17 protein-coding genes and 1 riboswitch are annotated in these 25494 nt (G+C 51.3%); of the genes, 1 reads left to right on the top strand and 16 read right to left on the bottom strand.

Going from position 1 to position 25494, the window contains the following annotated elements:
* Positions 1-42: 42 nt before the first annotated feature.
* From K2H17_RS02945 to K2H17_RS02890, 12 genes are all read right to left on the bottom strand, one after another.
* The gene (locus K2H17_RS02945) at positions 43-2082 is read right to left on the bottom strand and encodes a TonB-dependent receptor (protein WP_300131224.1); all 2040 of its coding nucleotides are present in this window, start codon (positions 2080-2082) and stop codon (positions 43-45) included.
* Positions 2083-2097: 15 nt separating this feature from the next.
* Entirely contained in the window at positions 2098-3102 is a 1005-nt protein-coding gene (locus K2H17_RS02940; protein ID WP_300131226.1) for a glutaminyl-peptide cyclotransferase, read from the bottom strand.
* Positions 3103-3463: 361 nt separating this feature from the next.
* A complete protein-coding gene (locus K2H17_RS02935; RefSeq protein WP_300131222.1) occupies positions 3464-5236 on the bottom strand; it encodes a PKD-like domain-containing protein in 1773 nt (590 codons plus the stop codon).
* Between the two features lie 63 nt (positions 5237-5299).
* Positions 5300-6433, bottom strand: a complete 1134-nt coding sequence (locus K2H17_RS02930) for a DUF4465 domain-containing protein (RefSeq protein ID WP_300131220.1) — start codon at positions 6431-6433, stop codon at positions 5300-5302.
* 224 nt (positions 6434-6657) lie between these two features.
* Positions 6658-6913, bottom strand: a riboswitch (cobalamin riboswitch).
* Between the two features lie 101 nt (positions 6914-7014).
* On the bottom strand, positions 7015-9441 hold the full coding sequence (locus K2H17_RS02925) for a transglycosylase domain-containing protein (RefSeq protein WP_300131217.1): 2427 nt from the start codon (positions 9439-9441) through the stop codon (positions 7015-7017).
* A 233-nt stretch (positions 9442-9674) separates the two neighbouring features.
* Positions 9675-10262, bottom strand: coding sequence for a DUF4230 domain-containing protein (locus tag K2H17_RS02920; RefSeq protein WP_300131215.1), 588 nt, complete (start codon positions 10260-10262; stop codon positions 9675-9677).
* A 68-nt stretch (positions 10263-10330) separates the two neighbouring features.
* Positions 10331-10966: a DUF4230 domain-containing protein gene (locus K2H17_RS02915; RefSeq protein ID WP_300131213.1), complete on the bottom strand. Its 636-nt coding sequence runs from the start codon at positions 10964-10966 to the stop codon at positions 10331-10333.
* A 95-nt stretch (positions 10967-11061) separates the two neighbouring features.
* The gene (gene galK, locus K2H17_RS02910) at positions 11062-12201 is read right to left on the bottom strand and encodes a galactokinase (RefSeq protein ID WP_300131211.1); all 1140 of its coding nucleotides are present in this window, start codon (positions 12199-12201) and stop codon (positions 11062-11064) included.
* A gap of 33 nt (positions 12202-12234) precedes the next feature.
* Entirely contained in the window at positions 12235-13140 is a 906-nt protein-coding gene (locus K2H17_RS02905) for a sugar phosphate nucleotidyltransferase (RefSeq protein WP_300131208.1), read from the bottom strand.
* A 3-nt stretch (positions 13141-13143) separates the two neighbouring features.
* A complete protein-coding gene (locus K2H17_RS02900; RefSeq protein WP_300131206.1) occupies positions 13144-14187 on the bottom strand; it encodes an aldose epimerase family protein in 1044 nt (347 codons plus the stop codon).
* Between the two features lie 347 nt (positions 14188-14534).
* Positions 14535-15725, bottom strand: coding sequence for a PatB family C-S lyase (locus tag K2H17_RS02895; protein ID WP_300131204.1), 1191 nt, complete (start codon positions 15723-15725; stop codon positions 14535-14537).
* A 53-nt stretch (positions 15726-15778) separates the two neighbouring features.
* Positions 15779-16957: an aminotransferase class I/II-fold pyridoxal phosphate-dependent enzyme gene (locus K2H17_RS02890; RefSeq protein WP_300131203.1), complete on the bottom strand. Its 1179-nt coding sequence runs from the start codon at positions 16955-16957 to the stop codon at positions 15779-15781.
* Positions 16958-17377: 420 nt separating this feature from the next.
* Between K2H17_RS02890 and K2H17_RS02885 the strand changes: the two genes are divergently transcribed.
* Positions 17378-19000, top strand: a complete 1623-nt coding sequence (locus K2H17_RS02885; protein WP_300131201.1) for an ATP-binding cassette domain-containing protein — start codon at positions 17378-17380, stop codon at positions 18998-19000.
* 119 nt (positions 19001-19119) lie between these two features.
* On the opposite strand, the gene K2H17_RS02880 is transcribed toward K2H17_RS02885, so the two are convergent.
* From K2H17_RS02880 to K2H17_RS02865, 4 genes are all read right to left on the bottom strand, one after another.
* Positions 19120-21174, bottom strand: a complete 2055-nt coding sequence (locus K2H17_RS02880; protein ID WP_300131199.1) for an AAA family ATPase — start codon at positions 21172-21174, stop codon at positions 19120-19122.
* Between the two features lie 33 nt (positions 21175-21207).
* A complete protein-coding gene (locus tag K2H17_RS02875) occupies positions 21208-22908 on the bottom strand; it encodes a hypothetical protein (protein WP_300131198.1) in 1701 nt (566 codons plus the stop codon).
* 31 nt (positions 22909-22939) lie between these two features.
* Positions 22940-23965 carry a hypothetical protein gene (locus tag K2H17_RS02870; RefSeq protein WP_300131195.1) on the bottom strand — a complete coding sequence of 342 codons (1026 nt, stop codon included), beginning with the start codon at positions 23963-23965 and terminating at the stop codon, positions 22940-22942.
* Between the two features lie 88 nt (positions 23966-24053).
* Entirely contained in the window at positions 24054-25364 is a 1311-nt protein-coding gene (locus tag K2H17_RS02865) for an ABC transporter permease (RefSeq protein ID WP_300131193.1), read from the bottom strand.
* Positions 25365-25494 lie beyond the last annotated feature (130 nt).

Genomic DNA, 25494 nt, shown 5'->3' with positions numbered 1-25494 from the left:
GATATATAGTCTGTCACCGGATTTCCGCTATCGGAGTCCGGCTTATTTTTTTCTGTTGAATTTCGGTGTTATGCCGATGAAGAATTCGAAGTTGATTCCGGGCATCGGGCGTGAAAGCACTGAAAGATAGTCTTCGTTGAAGAGGTTGTTGACTGCGAATTTCAGTGACAGGTCGACCGGTTTGAATGAAAGACCTTTTTCAAGCGATATGTTGCTCATGAAATACTGGGGGAGATGGCCGGTGAGGGTGTAGTCATTGCTTGACATCGTGAACCGTTCCGAGTACCAGCACCATTTGTAAAGAAATCCCCACGAGCGCCATGCGAGACGTCCGCTGAAAGAGGCTGAATTTTTCGGGACATAGGGCAACTGCTTGCCGACAGACTGATCGGCAGGCGACATTTTTTCGCCTTCGTTGACCGAGGGTGTCCAGGAATAGGATCCGTTCAGATCAAGGAACCAGTCTTTGAATGGTTGTAGCCCAAGATTGGCTGTTACTTCGACTCCGTAGGCATGGACTTTCTTGACATTTCTCGGAGAAAAGAAGCCTTTGGTTGTCGGAAGCCAGATGATCCAGTCGTTGATGCGCGAGTCGAACCATGTGACACTGCCGTTGAGGCTGTAAACCTCATTTTTGCCTATCTCGAAACTCGCACCTGCATCGTAGGTGAAACCGTGCTCGTTGCGCAGGTCCGGATTGCCTCCGGGAAGGAAGTAGAGGTCGTTGAGGGTCGGGAAGCGATAGTTTCTGGAGACAGAGGCCTTGAGCATAATGTTGCCTGTGCGCGAGATGAGGCCGTCAATGAAAAAGGCGGGGATCAGCGGCGCCCATTCGGTGCCGAACATCTCTTCGCGCAACACGACTGACATTCCAAGCCTTTCGGTCGGCTGCCATTTTGCCGACAAAGAGCCTGAAAGTTCTATGCGTCCCTTGTCATAGCCGACAATTGCTTTGTTGCCGTCCTGAAGTATGATGTTTTTATCCTGGCTGCGCACAAAATGCTGGTGGGCCGAGATATTTCCGGTGAAGAACCATTTGCGGTTGGGTGTGAATTCCCCCTCGGCCTGGCCGTAAATTGTGTTGACTCTGCTGCGGGATCGGGTCATAGTGGCCCAGTTTCCGGAGGCAACCTCGCGTTTGTAGTCATAGGCCATCCATGTGTGGATATAGCCCCCTTTAAGTCCGGCCTTCCACTTTGTCCGGTTGTGGTCCCAGGAGAGTACGTTGCGGAATGTCTGTTCGCGCTGACGGTTCTCGAAGTCGGAGGCATTGCCATAGTCAGTGGTCAGCATCGGCAGTTCCCGGTTTGAGTCGATATACCAGGCGTTGAGTCCGAATCGGTCACCTTTGAGGGTGTTGTAGTAGATTTCCTGAAGAATGTGAGTGTCTCTGAACGATCCGCTTTTGTTGCGTTCGGTCGGGTGATATTGGTCTATGATGTTGTGGTCATCGTCATAGATGTTTATCTTTTTGTCGTGGTTGACGTACTTATAGTCATTGGGTGATGATGAGTTGACGGCCCGTGTCGAGATATGCCATTTGTCGCTGCCATAGGTTATGCGGGCGAATTCGTCGAATGTGCTGAAAGAGCCTATGCCCTGGACATACTGCGCGTTGAATCCCTCCGGAGTGTCAGGCGTTGTGGAGAGTCTGACAAGTCCGCCGAGTCCGCCTCCGGTCTCGTTGACTGAAGATGTTCCGTGGAGCAGTGAAGCCTGATCAATAAAATAGGATGGTATGGTCGAGAAGTCGGTCATGCCGAGCATCGGGTTATTGATGCGCATGCCGTTCCATGTCACTTGGGTGTGGCTTGGAGATGTGCCCCGGAATGCGACTGTCGAGAGCGTTGCGCGGCCATAGCTTTTGACGAAGATCGAAGAGTTGAAAGTAAGGATGTCGGCCATCGACAGTGCGATGTTTTCTTTAAGCATGGCACTGTCAAAGGTGGTTTTGGTCACGCCGATATCTTTCATCGGGCGTTTGGCTTTGACAACGACTTCTCCAAGGCGGTAGGAACGCTGTGCTGCCACGTGAAATGTCGCTGAGAGGAGTATGGAGAATATTATCAGTAATTTTTTCATAGACGTGTACCGGCTTTATTTCCAACAGAAAGCTCCGGGCGTGATGCCGACATAAAATTCGTCGACAAGTTCGCCTTCAGGACTGTAACGGTAGATCATTCCCTGCTGCTGATAGTCGATCGCATCGGCCACATAGACTTCCCCGTTGGCCGGGTTGACTGTCAGTCCATAGTATTTTGTGTCGCGGAATTCGAGGAATGGTCTGACAGGAAGCCGCGTCGCTGTGACATCCATGCGCCAGATATCGTTGTTGATCCAGTAGAGCGTATCGCCGGTGCCGTTGAGCTGCACCTCCGAAGGCCAGTCACCGAATTTGAACTTGAACTGCTTCTCGATGGTGAACGTCGCGGCGTCGATGCGGTAGAGCGACGGTGCCTCATGTCCGTAGGGACTGCCTTCATAGCCGCCGTCAGTCACGGTCCACATCTTGTCATATCTGTCAAGCACCAGTGATGTCGGCTGGATGCCAACGGTCAGCTGGTCTACCACCTGATCAGTTTCGGTGTCGATCTTTATGATACGGTTCTGGTAGCTCCAGCAGTTGCAGTACACATATTTGCCGTACTGCACCATCTGTTCGGTCGATCCGCTTTCCATAGTCATGTCAGGCACCGTGATATAGCCGGTGATCTCATATTTCTTCGGGTTGACGATGAAGATGCGGTTGTCCCAGAGCTGTGTGACATAGGCTTTTTCATCGCTCAGAAAGTGGATATAGCGCGGAGATGTCAGATTCTCGATGCGACCGATCTCCTTGAATGTGTTGAGGTCTATGGCGAAGATGACGTGTGAGTTGTTGACCACTATCCACCCCTTGTTGTCATAGATGCTCATCGACTGGGCCACATCGCCGAGTTTCATGCCGTTGGCTCTGAAAAACACCTCGTTCTGCACGGTGTTTGTGGCCGGATCGTAGTAGCTCAGAGTGGCGTTGCCGTACTGGAAGTTCCCTTCGTTGGTTATGAAAAGGCCCGATCCGGTGACATCGAAGTCTTCCGTTTCGCCGTAGTCCCACTCCATACACCCGCCCAGGGTCAGAGAGGAGAGGATCAGAATGAATATTGAGAATGGTTTCAGTCTTGATTTCACTGCTTCTTGATCTTTATTTGTCATGCGTGCGTTTAAGCGCCGCAAAATTACTTCTTTTATGCGAGAACGCCAACTGCCTGCGGTGCGGATGATCGGAGGTCCCGCCGGACTGACGGATGATGCAAGGGAATCTTTTTTGTCTGGTTGGTTTCAGGTCAGAGTATCCTGAAAGCCTCAGACGGCGGGAACACTGTCATTCCCTTGCGTCCGTCAGCCCGGCAGGGCCTGCCGGTCGGCAGAAAAAAGAGTAAAGTTTGGAGTTATGGTCTAATGGTTCAGGCTTCTGTCATGCCTACTGAGACATCAGCGAGAGGTCCTGGAAATTGAACACTTCGGTAGAGACTTCTCCGAGCCATCCGGATTTGGAATTGACTCCGGTCTGTACCTTTATGAAGTCGATATACTGGAGATTTATATGCGTCAGGTCAGGATACATCGCGTTTTCGATCAGGAACCCGTTGCGTTGTCCTTCTCCGCCTGAGCCGTTCGGGCCGCCGAGGTCGTCACTGCCTTTGTTGTCGGCATAACCCCAGCCGAATGCGCTGTTGTCCCAGAAACCGGAGCTTGGGTCCTGAGAGGTCCGGGCTGCCAGGCAGGTGCCGTTGAGCGTATATGAGTCTGCTTCGATCCAGGCCGGATAGTAGTAGTCCTGACGGTGGAAGGCGCTTAGATAGTCCACACAGCCGTTGCCACCGTAGTTGTCGGTCCATAGCACGTTCATCTTCGGTCCGGCAGGGCGGTAATAGGTCACTGCATAGTCCTGGCGTGTGCCTGCGTTTCCGGTCTCCGATCCGCGCAGTTCATACCATTCATCATCGGGAAGTCCGTTGCCGTTGACATCCTGCATGACGTAGACCACACCGGGCTCGTTGGAGCCTCCCGATCCGGTTGTAGCGTTGAAAAACGCATTACCCATGACGGCGAAATCAAACTGCCCGTCTCTCTTGCTGATACTGTGGTCGAAACCGACTATTATATAGCCTCCGAACCCTCCGAGAGTGACAAAGGCTTTCTTGGCAAGTCGCTCCGAGGCCCATGCGTTTGCTTGATCAAGTGTAGTCTCATTGCCGGTCATGCCTCCGGTTGAAGTCTCGCCGATGAACTGGCCCGGTGCCGGAACCCATTCAAATACCTTGGTGCTCTCGGCAGAACTTCCGGCTGTAGGCCTGCGGTAGCGCTGCGCCTCGGTGGCATCCACGCACACCACCTTGACCGATGCGCTTGCCGTTTCATCGACCGTCAGGCTGACAATGTATTCGCCCGGCGCGTCGGGGGTGAAGGGGAAGGTCCGCGCAGTGCATTCGCTTGCCACTCCGTCAACCGTCCATGAGAATTTCCGGGCCGCAAGATTTTCGATAAGCGGACTCAGAAACACGGGGCGTCCGGCAAACGTGTAGCGTGTGGTTGATGTCTGGAAATATGACGGTGTAGGGAATGATAGGCTGTAAGGCAACTTGTCGGCCACACAGATGCTGATCTCCACCGAATCTTCGCCATCGGCGTTCCAGGCTCTGACTGTCAGCTTGTAATCACCCGTCTCCCCGGCTTGGAAGCGGTAGTCCATATCCGAGCCGACTTCCACACCGTCGAGTGTCCAGCTGATCTTGAAATCCGTTCTGTCACTGTTGCTGATCTCAGGGCGGAACACATATTCCGATCCCACGGCGAGCGTCAGTGAGTTGCCTGCAAGTGGCAGTGAAATTATCGGAGCGGCCGGATCGACCACGTCCACTCTCAGGTCTTCGCTGGAACTCCCGGCCTTGTTGCTCACGGTGACGGTCACGTAATATTCGCCCGTCTCGGTCCACTGCCGGGTGAATTCAGCAGTGGTCGCGGCCTCGGTTCCGTCTACAGTCCAGAGATACGAGGCGCCCTCGGCATTGCGGTAGGCCGGAGCTATCGTCAGTTCGTCGCCCGCATTCACCGTATAGATTCCGCTCTCGCTGTCAAGGATGATCTGCGGTTTCGCCGCGTTGTCATTCTCGATCACCTCGTCGCGGTTGCATGAAAAGAGCATAGTCCCCGCCAGAAGTATGGCGGTGGCCGTGCCCGTTCTTTCTATCATTCTATTCATATTATATCAGAGGTCTTTTCTTGAAAGCCTTTTTAGAGGGCGTTTTTGACAACCTTATTCTTCGAAGCGTACTGCCACGTCGTCATAGGCGAAATAGGCAGGCTGGCTGAAGCCATAGCCGTTGTCCGATGATCCGGTCACGTTGAACTCAACTTTAGCCACTTTGCCTAACTCGGAAAGGTCCCAGCGGGTCCAGTCGCGGACAATGTTGTCAGGCCCGTTACACATATAGAACTTGCTTTCGCCTGCCTTGCTGCCGTCGGCTGCATATCCTGTAGCTACGATCTGCACCCAGTCGTCAGGACCGATCTTGGCGGTGAGGCCGTTGCCGGAGATATAGCAGTTCATGGCATATGTGGAGTTCATTACCCACATATGATCTATGATGCGGGCTTTGCCGTCGGCAAACTCAATGGCCGGGAGTCCCTCGTTAGTATTGAACTGCGAGCCGTCAAGATATCCGTAGTGCATGGCGAAGTTGCTTGAACCGTTGTGGCCTCCGGCACCGTAGACTGAGAGCTGGTGTGAGAAATCGCCGTGGCTCAGATCTGTGTCGGCATAATTCGAGATGGCGTGGCCGCCGCTCCAGTAGCAGTACATGTCGAAAGCCGGCGGCATGGAGTGGCGCAGTTCGGTGTTGTTCTCGTCATACCACATGTATGGGTCATCCATTCCGTAGCTGTCCGGGCCATAGAGCAGTTCTCCGCCATACTGTTTATTGTCAATAAGATCGCTCCATCTGGAGATTGTCTTGTCGCAATAGCTAAGACTGAAAGGGCTGAATTTTGCGTCTTCATCTTCGAAAGTCAGGAAGCGCAGTTCATAGGTGGAGACTTCAATTTTGATTTCAGTCTCGATTTCATCTTCAGAAACAGTTGTGATGACGATCTCGCCTGTGCAGGCAACATTCCGTTCCTGATCTGACGGAGCTGTGATTGTCAGGATGTTGTCTGAAAAGTCCGATGACCAACCCTGAGGAGTTGAGATGGAGATATTGGCAATGTTCTGTGCATCGACGGTGTATGTCTTGCTTTCTCCGCGAGTGAATTTCTGGATTCCATCGCAATCTGTGATCACAAATTCAGGAACTGCCGGGTCCGGAGTGTCCTTTTCGTCCGAACAGCTTGTCAGAGGAAGCACACTCATCATTGCAAAGATGCTTAGGAGATTTAAAAATTTGACATTCATGGTTTTTGTCGTTTGAAGTCTGTTTTTGATTGGTTAAAGAATATACCGAAAAGAAAAATCCGCGTCTTTTCTGCGTTTTGCGCTCGAAAAGATGCGGATAGGATGATCTTTAAACAATACTTTCTCCTAAGGCATTCTCTCTTGAGATCAGATTGACTGAAATAGGAGGGGCCTTATGGCTTTGAAAGATGTGATTCCTGTCTGTAAATTCCCGCAGACGCAAAACAGATATGTCTGTAAACGGCAGGTCTTCTGACTTGTTCCGGTCAATCTGCGCCTTCTCACCCTGGAGGGACAATTCGAGACTCAAACTCATGTCCGACAGCGGTAATGGCATTGATGCAGAGACCGTCTGCACATACAAGATGTGAGATGGAACTTACAGCAGCGGGTACTGTTCCGGATTTTCACCGGATTCCCTATTAAACTCTTGTCGCCATGACTCTTCATGGCAGAGTTACCATTTACAGCGGCAAAGTTAATGATAAACATTGACAATGCCAAATTTTTATATTTGTGTCCTATTCCGGTCTGATTTAGTCGGTCATACCGGTCATACCGGAGCTAAGAAGCTTTTGTCGTCAGTCAAACACTCCTTCGATCGAGGCGTCTTCCGCATTGGTGTCGGCATCGATCTCCTCTTCGTAGTAGCCGTAGAATTCCTTTTCGCAGAGATCGATTCCTCCCGGAAATTCAAAACGGGCGCTTTGAGAGTAGTTGAGGTTCGGATCCGCATAGACTTTCTTCATGAAGCGTCCGTAGATCGGGAGTGCCATTGCTGCACCCTGGCCATAGGCCATCGTGTTGAAGTGAATGAAGCGTTCTTCACCTCCGACCCATGTTCCTGCGACAAGCTGAGGCGTGAAGCCCATGAACCATCCGTCAGCGTTGTAGTTGGTTGTACCGGTCTTGCCTCCCATCTCGGCTGTCAGACCGTAGCGTGAGCGCACACGGTGGGCGGTACCTTCGTTGACTACATTCAGCAGCATGGACAGAATGCGGTAGTAGGCTTTTTCACTGATAACCTCTGTGTGGCGTGGTGAAAATTCCGAGATGATGTTTCCGTTGTTGTCGGTGATCGCGGTGACAAACATCGGGTCGACACGCATTCCGTTGTTTGCAAAAGCGGAATAGGCGGTGACCATCTCCTTGACCGATACATCCGCCGGGCCGAGGCAAAGCGACATGACAGGAGGCAGATCGGCTGTGATACCGAAGTTGTGCATTGTTCTGACGAGTGATGGAGGGGAGAGCTGGGAGATCAGGCGGGCCGAGATCCAGTTGTTTGAGTTGGTCAGCGCCCAGCGCAGGTTGACCATCTCGCCTACACGTGCCGATCCTGCATTGCGGGGCGCCCATACGCGCCCGCTTTCATCGGTGATGACCGGCTGGGTATTGGAAAACTCATCGCAGGGGGTGAATCCTTCCTCCATCGCATAGGTGTACAGGAACGGCTTTACGGTTGATCCGATCTGGCGGCGTCCGGTAGAGACCATGTCATACTGGAAGTAGCCGAAGTCAGGCCCTCCGACATAGGCTTTGATGTGGCCGTTGAGCGGGTCCATTGCCATGAATCCTGTTCTGAGGAACATTTTTTGGTAGAGGACCGAGTCAAGAGGTGTCATCACGGTGTCGACAGATCCGTGGTAGGTGAAAACTTTCATTTCGCGTGGCGTGTTGAAAGCTCTGTCGATTTCTTCGCGTGAAGCGCCGGCCTTTACCATGTTGCGGTAGCGGTCGGTGTTTTTCATCGCGTTGCGGATGAGATGATTGCGGCGTATTTCTGAAAGTTCAGCCCGATCGGAAGTGTATGGAGCACCTTTGGTTCCGCGTTTTTCGCGGAAAAATGCGGGCTGGAGATAACCGCCGAGATGTTCGTCGACAGCCTCTTCTGCATAAGCCTGCATGCGGGTGTCAATCGTGGTGTATATTTTCAGACCGTCAGTATAGATGTCATATTTGGAGCCGTCTGGCTTGGGATTTTTTTCGATCCAGCCAAAAAGAGGATTTGTTTCCCAGGCAATAGAGTCATCAACAAACTTCTGGTTTTCCCAGGCGCGGTAGTTCTGGCGTTCGGGCTTATGAGCGCGAAGCATCCGGCGGAGTTCTTCGCGGAAATATGGAGCGATACCGTCTTTGGCATCCACGCGGTTGAAATTGAGCGTCAGAGGAAGTGCCGAAAGGGAGTCGAGTTGGGCTTTGGTGATTTTTCCAGCCTTTTCCATTTGGGCAAGCACCACATTGCGACGCTGAAGCGTACGTTCATTCCTTCTGACCGGATTGTAATAGGCCGGATTCTTAACCATGCCCACAAGGGTTGCGGCCTCCTCGATAGTCAGATCCTTAGGCGCTTTTCCGAAGTAGACATGTGCGGCGGACTTGATGCCGACAGCATTATAGAGGAAGTCAAACTGGTTGAGATACATCTTTATGATCTCTTCCTTTGAATAGTAGCGCTCCAGTTTTACGGCGATCATCCATTCGATCGGTTTCTGCATAGCTCGTGAGAGGAAGCCGGAACTTGTCGGGGAATATAGCTGCTTGGCAAGCTGCTGTGTCAGGGTTGAACCGCCGCCGGCGTTTTTATTGCCCATCAGGACAGTTTTGAACAACACGCGGGCAAGGCCACGCATGTCAATGCCGGAGTGTTCTTCGAAACGCACATCCTCAGTAGAGATCAGAGCGTCTATGACATGAGGCGACACTTCATCGAAGTCTGCGTAGACACGGTTGCCGGTTCCGACGAAATAGCGCCCGATCTCTTTGCCGTCAGACGAATATAGCACAGAGGCAAAACGATCGGTCGGATTTTTTAGCTCCTCGACCGGCGGCATGTAGCCGATCACTCCATTATAAACAAGGAATAGGAAGAGGAAAACTCCGATGACACCAAGAGTGAAGATGATCCATAGCGTGGCTATTATGCCACGATGTTTTTTCGTCTTCTTGGCCTTTGTGTCTTTTTCAGACGGGTTGTTGCGAGTCTGATTGGGATCTGTCTGTTGCATGGAGAAAATGTAGGAGTTGAGGGGGATGTTTCCCGATAGCCGAAAAAACTGAAGTTTTCAGGTGCTGGTTTCGATCGTTCTATAAATATAATGTATGCGCGCGTGAAAAACAGTCGCTTGTTAGCGATCACAACGCTTCAGTCTGCAAAATTAGTAATATTTCGGCGAAATAGCAAAGCTGTCATTCAGTTCTTGTTCCAGTCGGCGAAAGGAGAACTTTTGGCAGAGTCTTATCAGGACTCAGGATAGCCGCCGGGGACCGGATCAATTATTTTGACCGGAGATGTGGAGATCACCGGGAGCATCTGCCTGAGTGTTTCAACCGCGTCTTTTCTGGCCTGGCGGACATAGCCTTTGGCATAGATCTTTTTTCTGAAATTTTCAATTACTTTGCGCTTGACCGCGTTTTCTTCGGCTGTTGTGAACTGAGATGATCCAAGCAGTTTTTCGTTCCAGGTGTCAATGACTATGTATGAACCCGGACGGGTGGACTCACGGATTTCAATGATTTCATGCGGCAGAGACACGACTATTGTGTCTCCGACTGAAGATGTGGAGATGCTGTCGAGGTCGAATGATATGTAGCCGTTGAGAGTCGTCCGCGCGAAAATGTGTTTGGTTCCGATGTGGCCTTTGACGGGTACGTCTTCAACGATTTCCACCGTACAGAGTTCCATAGCCGGTCGAAGGTCGGTCACCAGGGCATCATGAATTTTGAAATTGGATGCTTCCGGCGATTTTTTGAATTCCATGCAGAGGATTATGACTATTGCGGTGAGAGTCAGAAGGACACCCCACCTTAATATGCTGAGAAGTTTCATAGTAAGTAAATCTTAAAAATTAAAAGTAATATATTACTGGTAAGGAACAGTTTAATGTGTCGGCTTGGTTAATTTTTGAATTTTATCCGGACGTTGAGTCCCTGGTTTTGACCCCATTGAGTGAAATATGCGATTGCCTTGGCTTTTGCCAATTCTGTCAGGTGAGATGTGAAATCGGGATTTTCCTTCACTTCTTTTTTCAGCAGACGGTTCATTTCCTCTTTCAGCAAGGCTCGTTCGTCGGCGTTGATTTCAGATCTCAGACCTGTGACGCGGTAGTGTTCCTCTCGGATTTCAGCGTCGCGTCCGGCAAATTCGACCTCGACGGGCGGTAGGGTGATTTCAAGATTTTCTCCATCGGAATCCAGCCTGACATCATCGGGCGACAGTCTGTCAAGATTAATGTAGGCCCGCAGATATGTGTCGTATGAATATACGGCTTTGCGGGAACCGGGTTTGATTGCCGCGAGTATGGCGGATGCGGTCTGCTTCAGCCCTTGGGCTTCGCTGAGACGGATATCGTCGATTGTGGCCAATTTTGAAATGGTCATGCGTCCGACCACCAGTTTTTTGACTGCTCGAAGTTCTGAATAATAGGTGATGGCCGGATCCTCATCAGAAATCTTCTCGCGACAGCCGGAGAAGACCGTCGCGAGAAGAGCTGATAGGATTATTAAAGTCAGTGATATTCGGGCTTTAATCATTTCGGTTTATTTTCTTTCTGTGTGTCTGTGATTAAGATGAAAGCAAGTGTATGAGGCGAGAGGGGAGGGAAGATGACGGAGAGTGCATCTGCGGATTATTCAACACGGCGTGCGCCGTCGGAGATCACAACGTCGTAGATCTTTGGCTGATGTCCGTAGCGCTGGTTGAATTTATCGGTCACGGTTGAGATGAAGCTGTCATAGATGGCGTCAGGGACGAGGTTGATAGTGCAGCCTCCGAAACCTCCACCCATGATGCGGGATCCGGTCACGCCACATTCGCGGGCGATGTCGTTGAGGTAGTCAAGTTCCACACAGGAAACTTCGTAGTCTTTCGAAAGGCCGCGGTGGGTCTCATACATGAGTTTGCCGACGGTTTCGATGTCGCCGCGGTTGAGCGCTTCGCAGACATCAAGGACGCGTTCTTTTTCCTCAATGACGAATTTGGCGCGGATGTAATCCTCGGCTGAAATGTCGTTCTTGATGGAGTTGAGCATATCCATGTCAGCGTCGCGGAGAGTTTCAATGCCGAGACGACGGGCCACGTTTTCACATGACTGGCGACGTTTGTTGTAGGGAGAGTCAACGAGTTCATGTTTGACAACGGAATCGACAAGAACCAGACGGTAGCCGTCGAGCTTGAAGGGGAAATATTCGAATTCAAGCGAGCGGCAGTCAAGACGGATCAGGCAGTCTTTTTTGCCGAACACAGAGGCGAACTGGTCCATGATGCCGCAGTTGACACCGCAGTAGTTGTGCTCGGTGGACTGGCCGATTTTTGCGAGTTCGAATTTGTCGATGGAATTGTCGTTAAAGAGGTCGTTGAGAGCGAATGCAAAGCATGATTCAAGTGCGGCCGATGAAGAAAGACCTGCACCTAAGGGAACATTGCCGGCGAATGTCGCATCGAAACCTTTGACAGCGCCGCCACGCTTGATCACTTCGCGGCACACGCCGAAGATATAGCGTGCCCACTGCTGTGAGGGGGCGTCTTCCTCGTTCAGTCCGAATGTCGACGATTCGTTGAGGTCTATCGAGTAGAGATTGACTTTCTCGCTTCCGTTCGGACGGATGTCAGCCATGATGACTTTATCGATGGCGCCGGGGAATACGAAGCCACCGTTATAGTCGGTATGCTCGCCGATGAGGTTGATGCGTCCGGCAGAGGCATAGAGTGTGCCTTCGCCGCCGAAATGCGATGCGAAAGCTTCGCTGACTTTTTTCTTGAGTTCCATGGTTGTGAAGATGAGATTTTGTTGGGAGATTTTTTAGAACATTTTTTCCGGATAGACTCCTTCGGCGTGTAGTTGAGCGAATTTCTCAACTACACCAGGACGGTCAGCCGCATAGGTGACACCGAACCAGCGAGAGTCAGTGTCAAGTACTTTCACGGTTGCTTCGCCGGAGTGGATGAGGGTGTCGATTACCAGAGGAATGAAGAATTCTGCTTTCGGAGTGTTGAGGTCTTTGTCAAGGAATGTGCGGAATTCACGTTCGGAGTAGTCGAAATAGTCAGGAGTGAAGCCCCAGAGGTTCATCGAGACGGGGGTCATCGGATCGAGAGTCTGTTCAACGCCGTTTTCGTCGGTGAAAACGATGTCGCCGTTAGGTGCGTAGGAGATGGCAGTGCGCTCAACAACGCCGGTAAGATTGCCGTCAGAGCCTTTGGAGCATACGCCACGGGCTACGGAGCCGTTTTCTGTCATGGTGTTGCCTACGCGGAAACCGACCATCGAGTAGTCGCCTTTGCGGTCGCGGGGACGCATGAGATCTTCGGCCATTACGCGGAATGCGTCGCGTCCGTAGAAGTCATCGGCGTTGATCACGGCGAAAGGCTCGTTGATCACTTCGCTACCCATCATGACAGCGTGGTTTGTACCCCAGGGTTTGCTGCGGTCTGCCGGGCAGACGTAGCCTTCAGGGAGTTTGTCGGTTGCCTGGAACACAACTTCGACAGGAATATGACCTTCGTATTTGGAGAGAATCTTTTCGCGGAAATCTTTTTCGAAATCTTTACGGATTACAAAGACAACTTTGCCGAAGCCGGCCTGGATGGCATCATAGATCGAATAGTCCATGATGGTCTGGCCCTGGGGACCGAGGGGATCAAGCTGCTTGAGACCGCCGTAGCGACTGCCCATGCCGGCAGCGAGTACAAATAAGGTTGGTTTCATGACTCAGAGAGTGGTGAATTTAAAGATTATAGTTTCGTTATATTTTTCGTCCGGATTGAGACGTGATGATGGGAATTCAGGGTGGTTGGGAGCATCAGGGAAGTTCTGACATTCGACGGCCACACCGTCATAGTCGTTGTATGTCCCGCCTGAAATGCTTTCGGGGCAGCCGGCAAGCCAGTTGCCGGTATAGATCTGCATACCCGGCTGGGAAGTCGAGATCCGGAGTTCGCGGCCTGACTTGGATGAGCGCAGCACGGCGACTTCCTTGACAGTGCCTTTGGAATAGCCGTCGCAAACCCAGCAATGGTCATAGCCTTTGCCAACTTTCAGCGGATGGAAATCTGCGTTGATGTCTTGGCCGATGGTTTTGAACTCGGTGAAATCCATCGGTGAGTCTTTGACGGGAGCGAGTTCGCCGGTCGGGATCTGCGTGTCGTCTGTCGGAAGATAGCGGGTGGCGTTGAGCCTGAGCTGGTGGTCGAGGACAGAGCCTGCGTTTTCGCCGTCAAGGTTGAAGTAGACGTGGTTGGTGAGGTTGATGACTGTCGGAGCATCGGTCTCGGCCTGAAGCTGGAGCTTGAGCTCATTGTCGTCGGTCCAGGTATAGATGGCCTTGACGTCAAGATTGCCGGGATAGCCTTCTTCGCCGTCGGCTGCGCGATAGCTGAATTCAACGGAGTCTCCGTTGATGCAGCTCTCCCAGATCCTGTTCATGAAGCCTGTCGGGCCGCCGTGGAGGGCATTGGGACCGTTGTTGACAGCAAGTGTGTAATCTTTGCCGTCAAGGGTGAAATGTCCGAGGGCAATGCGGTTGGCGAATCGTCCGGGGATTTTACCGGCACAGGGTCCGTCGGCAAGATATGATGCCGGATCTTTGTAACCGAGCACCACATTGGCCATGTTGCCTGTGGCATCAGGTACTTTTACCGCTACGATGCCGGCGCCGAGTGACGAAAGTGTGACTGATGCACCTGAATTGTTAGTGAGTGTATAGAGTGTGATTTCGCCTGCCGGAGAGGAGGCTTTGGAAGTCTGGATGTTCATGAAATAAGAATTGATGAGCCTTTCAAGGCATTATTGGACCATTGGAATTTACGAAAAGCCTGAACTTTTTCATTACTGCAAATATAAAAAATATTCACCGTCTGACCAACATTCCGGTCCTAAAAATCCCAAACTTGCGGACTTAATATTTGTTTATAGGCTTAAATTTGTGAAAAAGGCGGCTGAATACAATTAGAGTTTGTTTCATCCGGACATTCTTGAGGCTTTTTATCTTATCCGCTTGGTCTGTGGTGTGAAATGAGTCAAGAGCCACGATGCTGTGGATTGCCTTTAGGCAGGATCTCCGCAGATTCGTGGCTCTTGATGTGGGGCAGGTCGTGTGAGATTTATTTGTGAGTCGCTGTTTCGCTGACCGCATCTTTGAGCCGGTCAAGGGCTTCGCAGACCACGGCGCGAGGGGAGGCTATGTTCAGGCGCATGAAGCCTTTGCCTTCGGGTCCGAACATTTCGCCGTCGTTGAGAGCCAGGCGGGCTTTCCTTACAAAAAGATCAATGAGCCGGTCATGGTCCAGTCCGAGCCCGCGGCAGTCAAGCCATATAAGGAAACTTGCCTGCGGACGAAGCGGTTTGATCTGCGGGATATGCTCCTCGCAGTAGCTGATGACGAAGTCGATGTTGCTTTCGATATAGCGCAGCATTTCGCGTCGCCATTCCTCCCCTTTGCTGAAGGCGGCGATGGTTGCGATCGGGGCAAAGAGGGTAGGTTCGTTAAACTCGTTGGCCGTCAGCCAGCCGAAGAGGCGTTCGCGGATCCGCTGATTGGGGACTATCGCGTAGGAGCTGACTATGCCGGCGATATTGAATGTCTTGGATGGAGCGCCGAAAGTGATACTGCATTCTGCTGCTTCAGGACTTACGGAGGCAAACGGGATGTGGCGGTTGTCCCACAGAGCCATATCGCAGTGGATTTCGTCGGAGATTACGAGGATGTTGTGGCGATGGCAGAATTCAGCCAGGCGCTGGAGGGTAGGACGGTCCCAGGTGATGCCGGCGGGATTGTGGGGATTGGAGAGGATGAGCAGGCGGCATTTTTCGTCAGCCACTTTTTCAAGATTGTCGAAATCCATGCTGTAAGAACCGTCGGGATTTTCGATGAGCGGGTTGTAGACCACTTCCCTGTGGTTGCCTTCAGGTGTCAGACGGAACGGATGGTAGACCGGTGGCTGGATGATCACTTTTTCGTCTTCTTTGACAAAGACATTAATGACCATTCCGATCCCTTTGACGATTCCCGGAATGTAGGTGATCCATTCGCGCTCGATCTGCCAGTCGTGATGGTCTGCGATCCAGCGGATCACCGTGGGCCAGTAGTCCGACGGTTCGATTGTGTAGCCGAAAAGCGAGTGGTCGAGGCGTCGGCGCAGGGCCTCGGTGATAAACTCCGGAGTTTCGAAGTCCATGTCCGCTACCCACATCGGGAGCAGACCTGCATCGCCGTAACGTTCTTCGAGCGCGTCGAATTTCAATGCGCCGGAACCTTTTCGGTCGATTATTTTGTCGAAATTATATTTTCCCATTGCTTGGTTTTTTAGTGGATACGAGTGCTTATGAATCTTTATTCTGTTTCCTGTCAATTTTGCTCAAGAGCCTGTCGGATGTCATCAAAAAGATCATCGACATCTTCCAGTCCGACAGAGATGCGGATGGTTGTGTCAAGGATGTCCATGCTGCGGCGTTGTTCGTCAGTGAAGGGGCCGAAGATGGTGCTTGCAGGATGGATTGCAAGTGATTTGTTGTCGAAGAGGTTGGTTGCGCGGCGGATCAGCCTGAGATTATTGATGAAACTGAAACAAGCGTCGCGGTCTGCAAGGTCAATGGTCAGCATGGCTCCCGCCGTCGGTCCGAACTGCCGACGGGCTATTTCGTGATATGGATTGTCTTTGAGACCGACATAATTGACTTTACGGATAGCCGGGAGTCCGCAGAGCCGCTCTGCAAGAGTCTGGGTGTTGGCCGACTGGAGCCGATAGCGAGCATCGAGATTCTCCAGACCGAGTGTCTGCATATATGCGACGTGCGGGGTCATATAGGCACCGAGGTTGAGCAGCATCTCTGAACGCATCCGCTTGCCGAAGCATGGGCAAGTGCCGTAGTCGATCACGAGTCCGCCGATGGAAGTGGCGCCGCCTGACAGATATTTGGTGCTTGAGACTATTTCGATGTCCACTCCAAGCGAGTGGGAGTCAAATTCGGTGAAGGGGATAGCTGTCGTGTCGGCGATCAGTGGAATGTTGTGACGGTGTGCTATTTCTGCAAGGCCTTTCAGATCGGCTACCTCCATTTGCGGATTGGTGATGATTTCAAGGTATATGCAGCATGAGTTTTCGTCTATGGCTTCTTCGACTTGAGTAAGGTCGGTGAGGTCACACAGTCCGGCACCGACACCGAAACGGCCTAAAGTGGCGGTTATCAGGGCATAGGTGTTGCCGAACATATGACGTGAAGTCACAATGTTTTTTCCTGCGCCTGAGACTGCCATGAGGGCATTGCTGATAGCTGCCATTCCGGAGCTGAAGGCAATGACATCCTTTGCGCCTGTCAGAGCCTTGACTTTGTTTTCGAAATAGATGACAGTCGGATTGGTGACTCTTGAATAGTCCGGGGCGTTGGTGCGTCCGCAGAATGCGTCTGCCATTTCGTCTGCGTTGTCAAATTCGTAAGCGGCAGTATGGTAGACAGGCATGCTGAGTGAATTGTAAGCGTCGGGGCTTTGGAAGCCGGTATGGATTGCACGTGTCTGTTTTTTCATGACTTTTTTTGGATTGTTGGTCTTGGGATTGTTTATTGCGGGACCGAATTTTTCACAAAGATAAAGATAAAAACTGAAAGTAGGTAAAAACTTTGTGAGGCTGTCTGCCATCAATCAGTAAATTACTGCCCGTTCAGAAACGTAATTCCACATACCGATTGGAAAATCATTAGAGGTCGTTTAATAACAATAGTTAAAATCTGAGCGAAAGTATTGAGGTGGATATGGTTCTGAATTGAAGGAGTATAGTTCGCTATGCTCCTTTCTCATTTACAACAATTTATCTAAAAGATACACCACTCAGATTTTAACTCTTGTTTTTAAACGACCTCTTAGTTTATGTGGATAAAAATTCGTAACTTTGCACCCCGAAAAACGAAAACAAAATTTTCGAAGAGTTATTTTTTAGAAGAAACTTAGATGATAGCTGTTAATAATTTAGGAATCCAATTTGGCAAACGAGTGCTTTTCCAGGATGTGAATCTCAAGTTTACACCCGGCAACTGCTATGGTATAATCGGCGCTAACGGAGCTGGCAAGTCCACTCTTATGCGCATACTCAGCGATCAGCTTTCGCCAACCCACGGCACTGTAAGCCAAGGTCCCGGCGAGCGCATGAGCGTTCTGGAGCAGGACCACTTCAAGTTTGACGACTGCACGGTCATGGAAACCGTTCTCCGCGGCCACACTGTGCTCTGGGACATCATGCAGGAAAAAGATGCCCTCTATGCCAAGGAAGATTTCTCGGATGCCGACGGTATTCGCGCTTCCGAACTGGAAGAAAAGTTTGCGGAACTCGAAGGCTGGAACGCCGAAAGTGATGCTGCCGCTCTTCTCAGCGGTCTCGGTATAAAGGAAGACAAGCACTACACTCTCATGCGCGACATGAGCGGTAATGAAAAAGTGCGTGTGCTTCTTGCCAAGGCTCTTTTCGGCAATCCGGACAACCTCCTGCTGGACGAACCTACCAATGACCTTGACCTTGACACCGTGGCATGGCTCGAAGACTATCTGTCGAAGTTTGAAAACACAGTGCTTGTGGTCAGCCACGACCGTCACTTCCTTGACTCGGTCTGCACCCACACTCTCGATATCGACTATAACAAGCTGACTCTCTTCGCCGGTAATTACAGCTTCTGGTATGAGTCATCACAGCTTGCATTGCGTCAGCAGCAGCAGGCCAATAAGAAAGCTGAAGAGAAACGCAAAGAACTTCTCGAATTCATCCAGCGCTTCAGCGCCAATGTCGCCAAATCCAAACAGACAACTTCGCGCAAGAAGATGCTTGAAAAACTCAATGTCGAGGAGATCCAGCCTTCTTCACGCCGCTATCCCGGAATCATCTTTACGCCCAACCGCGAACCTGGCAACAAGATTCTTGAAGTCAAAGGTCTTACTGCTTCAGTCGATGGCGAAATTCTCTTCAAGGATGTCAATTTCCAGGTTGAGAAGGGCGACAAGATCGCATTCCTCAGCCATGATCCTCGTGCGATGACTGCGCTGTTCGAGATCATCACCGGCAACCGCAAGGCTGACGAGGGTACTTTTGAATGGGGACAGACAATCACCACTGCTTATCTGCCGCTTGACAATTCTGCCTTCTTCAATTGTGATCTGAATCTTGTCGACTGGCTTTCGCAGTTCTCAAATGACAGTTCGGAGATCTACCTCAAAGGTTTCCTCGGCAAGATGCTTTTCTCCGGCGAGGAGGTGCTCAAAAAGGCTTCTGTTCTTTCCGGTGGTGAGAAGATGCGATGCATGATCGCCCGCATGATGATGACCGATGCCAACACTCTGGTACTTGATTCTCCGACAAACCACCTTGACCTTGAATCAATCCAGGCGTTCAACAATACGCTCCAGGCATTCAAGGGCAATCTGCTTCTGTCAAGCCATGACCACGAGTTTATCCAGACCGTCTGCAACCGTATCATTGAGCTGACCCCCGGCGGAACAATCGACAAGATGATGGATTACGATGACTATATCACTGATGAAAAGGTGCTCGCTGCCCGCGAAAAACTCTATCCTCAGAAAGCTTGAGTAGAGCTTACACCTTAAAATAAATAAGAAAACGGACAGAGCCGGAAGTCAGATCAATCAACTTCCGGCTCTGTCCGTTTTCTTGTATCGCCGCCATTCGCGTTGATGTCAGGCAGGGGTCATCTCCGCAGACGTTTTGCAATTTCGCTGTGGTGGTGTGCCGACGATTTGTCGCCGGCAGTCTCATAGATGTCAGCTAAAAGCGAGTGGAGATTATAGAGGGCAGGACGCGGATAATCAGAGGTCTCACTCAGTGACAGTGCGACAAGGCAACGGTCCAGGGCGTTGTGGACGTCGTCGATATTGTAGTAGGCCATCGCCATGCGCAGAATGGCATCGAAATTGGTCGGATCGAGTCTGATGACGCAGTTCAGGTCCTCAAGTGCTTTCCTGTGGTCCTCAAGAGTCATTGCCGCGAGGGCGCGTCCGTAAAGAGCCGGAATGTGGTCCGGAAGAAGCGCCAAAGCCTTGTCATAGTTGGCGATTGCCGGTAGAGGCATTTCGTCGATGCGACAGTCATCGCCAAGCGAAGTGTATTCCATTGCCATGTCGCGGAAGCGCTCTCTGTCGGCAGCTATGTCTGCTTCGAGTTCCGCAATACGCGCTTTTAGTTTGCCGATGACCGAGAGTTTGCGGCGCGCAAGCCGCATGGCGCTTCTGTTGTCAAGAATGCTTTTTGACCTCAGGCCTTCGGTGAACAGGTCAAAAGCCTCGCTGAAATCACCTTCGTCTGCCTTGGCGAGGGCATTTTCGTAACATTCCTCTGCATGGGCTTTACGCAAGGCTTCGTCAATGAGGATCGGATCGTTGAACGAGCGGCTGAAATTTATGATGGCCGGATTGACGAAAATGTCTCTGTCGGCTACTGTTGACCGCAGTGTCAGTCCCTCGAAGCTGCGGCAGCGCGAGAGGGCCACATAGGTCTGTCCGCCCGTAAAAGCCCCGCGCCCTATGTCGATGATGACATTGTTGAACGTAAGCCCCTGGCTTTTGTGGATTGTGAGCGCCCAGGCGAGTTTCACGGGATACTGTACGAAGCTGCCGAGTTCCGTTTCGTCGATTTTATTGGTCTTGGCGTTGAATGTGTACTTGATGTTCGACCATTTTTCAGGCTCTACCTCATGGACTTCTCCGTTTTCAAGGCGCACTTCAAGCAAGTCCTGCGTCAGGGAGGTTACAGTGCCGATGGTGCCGTTGACCCAGAATTTGTCAGGCGAGTTTTTGATGAATACAACCTGTGCGCCCTCTTTCAGCGACAGTTCGAGGTCAGTCGGCAGGGAGTTTTCCGGGAAATCGCCTTTGATCTCACCGATAAATGTGAATGCCGGTTTCTCGATGGCATCCAGCCGGGATTCGTTGATGTGGTCAACCATGTCGCGACGTGCGGCAAGAGTCATTGTCGGTCTGCCTTCGTCGCAGCTGTCGGGCAGGGTAGGGGCGCAGCAGCGGGAATTGAGCCGGGCAAGATCTTCAGCCGTTGCTGATCCCATGCGGATGCGGTCAAGCAGTTCTACGAATTCTCCCTGACTCTGGCGGTAGATTTTGCGAAGTTCGATGGGGACAAGATGGATCCGGTCAAATGCGTGGGCCGAAAAGAAAAACGCATCGCGGTAGAATTTGCGCAGGATGTCGCGCATGTCGCCTGTCAGCACGGGTTCGAGCTGAAAAACATCGCCGACAAACAGCAGCTGTTTTCCTCCGAACGGTTCTCGCTGATTTCCGGAATAGGTTTTCAGCAGCAGGTCGACAAAGTCAATGATGTCGGCTCTGACCATCGAGATCTCGTCGATGATGATAAGATCAACCTCGCGTATAAGTTTGCCGAGACTACCGGGATATTTCATACTATCCTTGCTCCTGTTAGGAGCGAAATCCGGATCGCCGGGAACAATCGGTTTGAACGGAATTCTGAAAAACGAATGGAGCGTAACGCCGCCGACGTTGACTGCTGCTATTCCTGTCGGCGCAAGCACCACATATTTCTTGCGGGTATGCGCTGTGATATACCGCAGAAAAGTCGATTTTCCCGTCCCGGCTTTGCCGGTCAGGAAAATCGAGTGTTTTGTATGCTGCAACAACTCCCAGGCTTTGATGAATTCGGGATTGTCGAGGTCTATGTTTTCATTCTGATCCGCGACTTTGCGTCTTGCCGGTCGCGAACTCTTTTTGGCCATTTGGTCTTGTTATGCAGTTAGATGAAATACGGGTTAGAAACGCACTCCGACGGTGAGCACAAGCGAGTTGTTGTCGTCAGAGACCTTGCCGGTCGGTGCAGGGACATAATAGTCTGTTCCAAACTCATTGTAGTTGGAAAATGCGTTGAACTTGCTTGAGCGGTGACGGTGTACATAGGCAAGATCGGCATATACGTTCTTGTAGCGGTAGCCGATACCGCAGGTGACATATTGAGTCGATTTGTCAAACGAGTATGACGGCTGGGTTTCGGTGTCATCCGGTCCGGAAGTATAGACATAGTTGGCGTCGATAGCCTGGCCCTTGGAGGTATAACCGTCCATGGCAGTGGTTGTCACGGGTGAGGATTCATACGAGTAGCCGGCACGGAGACTAACCTGCGGGGTCACTCGGTATTCCAGGCCGAGTCGCAGAATGTTGCTTGCCTGGTAATAGTTCTTGATGTCACCGTTTACATCGCTGTAATTGTTTCCGTCATAGTCCTGAACCTTGATGTCATTGCTTGCGCGGTATTCATAGTCGGCGCTGATGATCGCACGTCCGCCGATCACACCTGCCGCTCCGACCATGAGTCTCCACGGAGTTCGGCATCTCCAGTCGAATTCACGCATATACTGATCATCTGTCACTGCTGTTCCTGAAACCGGTTTGTTGTATTCCGGGGAATCGTAATAATATCCTACCTGGCCGCTGCCTTCATACGACAGATTGTAGTAGGTCGGAGTATGAACGGCAATACCGAGACGGAATTCATTCACGGGCTTGATGATCAGACCGGCCTTGAAATTGAAACCGCTGCCATAGATATGTTTATAATTGGCAAGAGTATAGTCGGCTGTTCCGGTGACCGTACCGCCGTCATAGGCCGATGCGGGAACCAAAGCGTTGTTGATGCTTTCCGAATAATATGAGCGAGAACGGAAATCGACATCTGTGATGCCGAATCCGATGCCCCAGAAAACAACGTCGGAAATGTTGCCGCCGAAGTCGATGGCATATTCGTCAACGTGGCCTTTCTCTTCAACTTCGATATCGGCTACCGCTGATGAGTTCTGATAGTCATAGAGGCCGGTATAGGTCGAACTGTTGGCGCTTATCGGATTGATGACACCGGCTGTGTACATCAGTGTGCTGAGCCAGGGAGCATAGGGATTTCCGTTATAATCGTCCCAGTAGGGATTGTAATCGCTTCCCTGGACAAACTGCATCTGCTGTGGCGGTATACCGCCGTTGTTGAGAAACGTTCTGTTTGTGTTGTCAGCGACGAAGTTGCTCAGAGAAGTGTCGATGCTTCCGAACGTTCCGCGGAAACGGCGGTCAAAAGAGGCCACGCGCGAGTAGCTTACGCCCCAGTTGAAAAAGGGCATAACGGAACTGGAACCCAGGTTGACTGTACCGATATAACCGAAGTTGTTGCAGGCCACATCGGTATGGTTCCAACTGTTTGAACCGGCGCCGGCGTTGAATTTTCCGCTCTTGAAATTGATATCAAGAGAGGCGCTTATATCACTGCTGCGGTAGACACCGATACCGCCGGGATTCTGATTGAGAGTGGAGATGTCGCCGCCAAGAGCGGTGAACGCTCCACCCATAGACATAAAGCGGGCAGTGCCTCGCATATCGCTTTGCGAGATTGAAAACGCGTCAATTGCCGTCTGACCCATCATTGCTGACGGAAGAGCTACCAGCATCCCTGCCAATAATTTCTTGTTCATAAGCTGAAGTTTGTGAGTGTGTTATTGTAGATTAATGACGTCCTCGTCCACCACGTGAACTGCCGCCGGAACCCATACCGCTTCCACGGCTGCCGCCGAAGCCGCCACCGGAGCCGTAGCTGCCGGTGCCATAGCGTCCGCCGATGCTGTTTGGATTGTAGTTGTTATAATTGTTGTTGTGATTGCTATTGTTCGGTCGCTGATTTGTTGTCGGACGGTTGGTGGTCGAGTTGCTGTTCGGACGTCGGTTTGTCGTTACATTCGGACGGCTGTTGGTCACAGCGGGATAGCGGTTGCTGCTAACGTTCGGGCGGCTGTTGCCATATCTGTTCGGGCGGCTGTTGCTTGGACGGCTGTTGTTGCTGACACCGGGGTGACGGCCGGCAAGCAGATTGGGTGCGCGGCGCGGACCGGTATAGACCGGACCTCCCCAGCCCCATCCGGGACCACAAGCCCAATTATGGTGCCCCCAACAGGGGTATCCCCATCCCGGATAGTTCCAGGCAGGTCCCCATGCCCAGTAGGGATCATACCATGTTCCCCAGTACCATGCCGAGTTCCAACGCCAGTAGTTGTTGTACCAGTATGGAGAGGTCCAGGCATTGTAGGGATAGAAGTAGTCATAGCCCCAGTAGGCCGAAGGTGTATTGACATAGATGTTTACCTGGTCCGGTTCCATATAGTAGATATTGGCAAGCTCCTGGTCTCCGGATCCGCTGACAATCTGAGGATTGTAGAATTGCTCGATTCTGCGGGTATATTCGAAATCAGTAGCCGTTGTGTCGGCGGACAGAGAGTCTGTGGCGAAAATGCCGCGACGGTTGTAGTCATCGACACTGATTGAACGGGTGCCGTTGCCTGTATAATTGTCCGCTGAAGGATAGTCATAGACAACCACAGCGGTCCGGTTGTTTTTCTTTGTGTTTGCTTTCTGGGCCGGTTTGCTTGCCTTTGCGGGGTTGTAGTAGATGTCATCGTCGAAATATGACTGGGCTGACACCACTCCGGCTGCGGCAAAAGTACCGGCTAAGAATATGAAAATTCGTTTGATGTTCATAGTGTGAGAGATATTGTGATATAATTTAGACAAGCGAACGTGTCAAAAGTTTAAACAACCTCTTAAAATAGCCGTAACTTTTTGAAGATTACTTGTATTGTATCCATCTGAAGAGTTCTTTCAGCGATGGTTTTTTGCCATACATGAAAATGCCGACACGATATATTTTTCCTGCAAGCCACACCATTGCCAGGAAGCCGGCGGCCAGAAGTGCGAGCGAGAGGGCTATTTCCCAGCCTGGGATCCCGAATGGGATGCGGGCTACCATCACCATCGGCGATGTCAGAGGGAACATGGACATCCAGAATGCCACGCTTCCCATCGGATCTGCTGCCGCGACCATTGCGAAAATCAGCCCGAAGATAATCGGGAAGACTGCGAGTGAAGTCAGCTGACTTGCATCCTGAATGTTGTCGACTGCCGATCCGACAGCCGCGAAAATCGACGAATAGAGCAGGAAACCGAAGATCAGGAAGATTGTCATCAGTGCGATGAGAGTCAGGATATGACTGACATTGCCGAGCATTCCGATTGCCTGGATCATTTCGATGGATGAGCTGTCGCTGATCTGATCGAAGTTGCCGCTCTGGACAGCTGCTACGTCTGCCATCGCATCGGCCGGAACAAGAGCCGGAAGGACAAAGGCCGACATAGCAGACAGTAACACTCCCCAGATCACGATCTGGGTCACGGCGACAAGTGCGACGCCAATGATCTTGCCCATCATCAGCTGTACGGGTTTCACTGACGAAACTACGACTTCAAGCACTCGGTTCCCTTTTTCCTCGATGATGGAAGTCATCACCATCTGCCCGTAGATCAGCAGGAACATATAGAGAATGAAGGTCATGGCTATACCGATGCCATAGCTGAACATTGACGAGTTGCTTTCCTCGCTGTCCTTGTCGGCGCGGATTGTTGTCAGGCTGACATCGCTTTTGACGCTGCTGAGTATTTCGTCAAGATTTTCGATGTTGTAGGCTTTCAGGCGTTTTGTTTCGATGATCGTGTTGATGCGTTCGGTTATACCGGTCTCCGTGCCGACCGAAGATGGGCCGTTGGCATAATATTTCAGACCGGCGCGTGGATTCTCGATGATGTTGGCCGGAATGACCAATACCGCATCAATGCCTTCGCGGGTCAGAGCGGAGTCGACGGTAGCGTCTGTTGCCGGGCAGAACCGAAGATCTTCCGAGTTTCTGAGTTCAGGCAGTATCTCCCGGCTGTTGTCAATGACTGCCACCATAGTCGCCGATGAGTCGATATAGCTCATGATCAGAGCCGGAAGAGCCATGAGCACAAGCATCAGTACGGGCATCAGCAGTGTGGTGATGATGAAACTTTTTTTCTTGACGCGCTCCATGTACTCGCGTTCAATGACGATACCTATTTTTGACATGATTGTATTTTTTCGATGTTAGATGTTGTTATGAAACACCCTCTTAGAGTAACTTTTAAGTTACCTTAGCCTTGGTGTCTCTTTTGCTAAATTGTTGAAATTCGTCAGTCGCATAGCTCGCTATGCTCCT

It is taken from the genome of Duncaniella sp. (assembly GCF_029054785.1).
GTDB lineage: Bacteria > Bacteroidota > Bacteroidia > Bacteroidales > Muribaculaceae > Duncaniella.
Note: the sequence above shows the minus strand (reverse complement) of the source record. Positions and strands in the feature narration are given on the sequence as shown.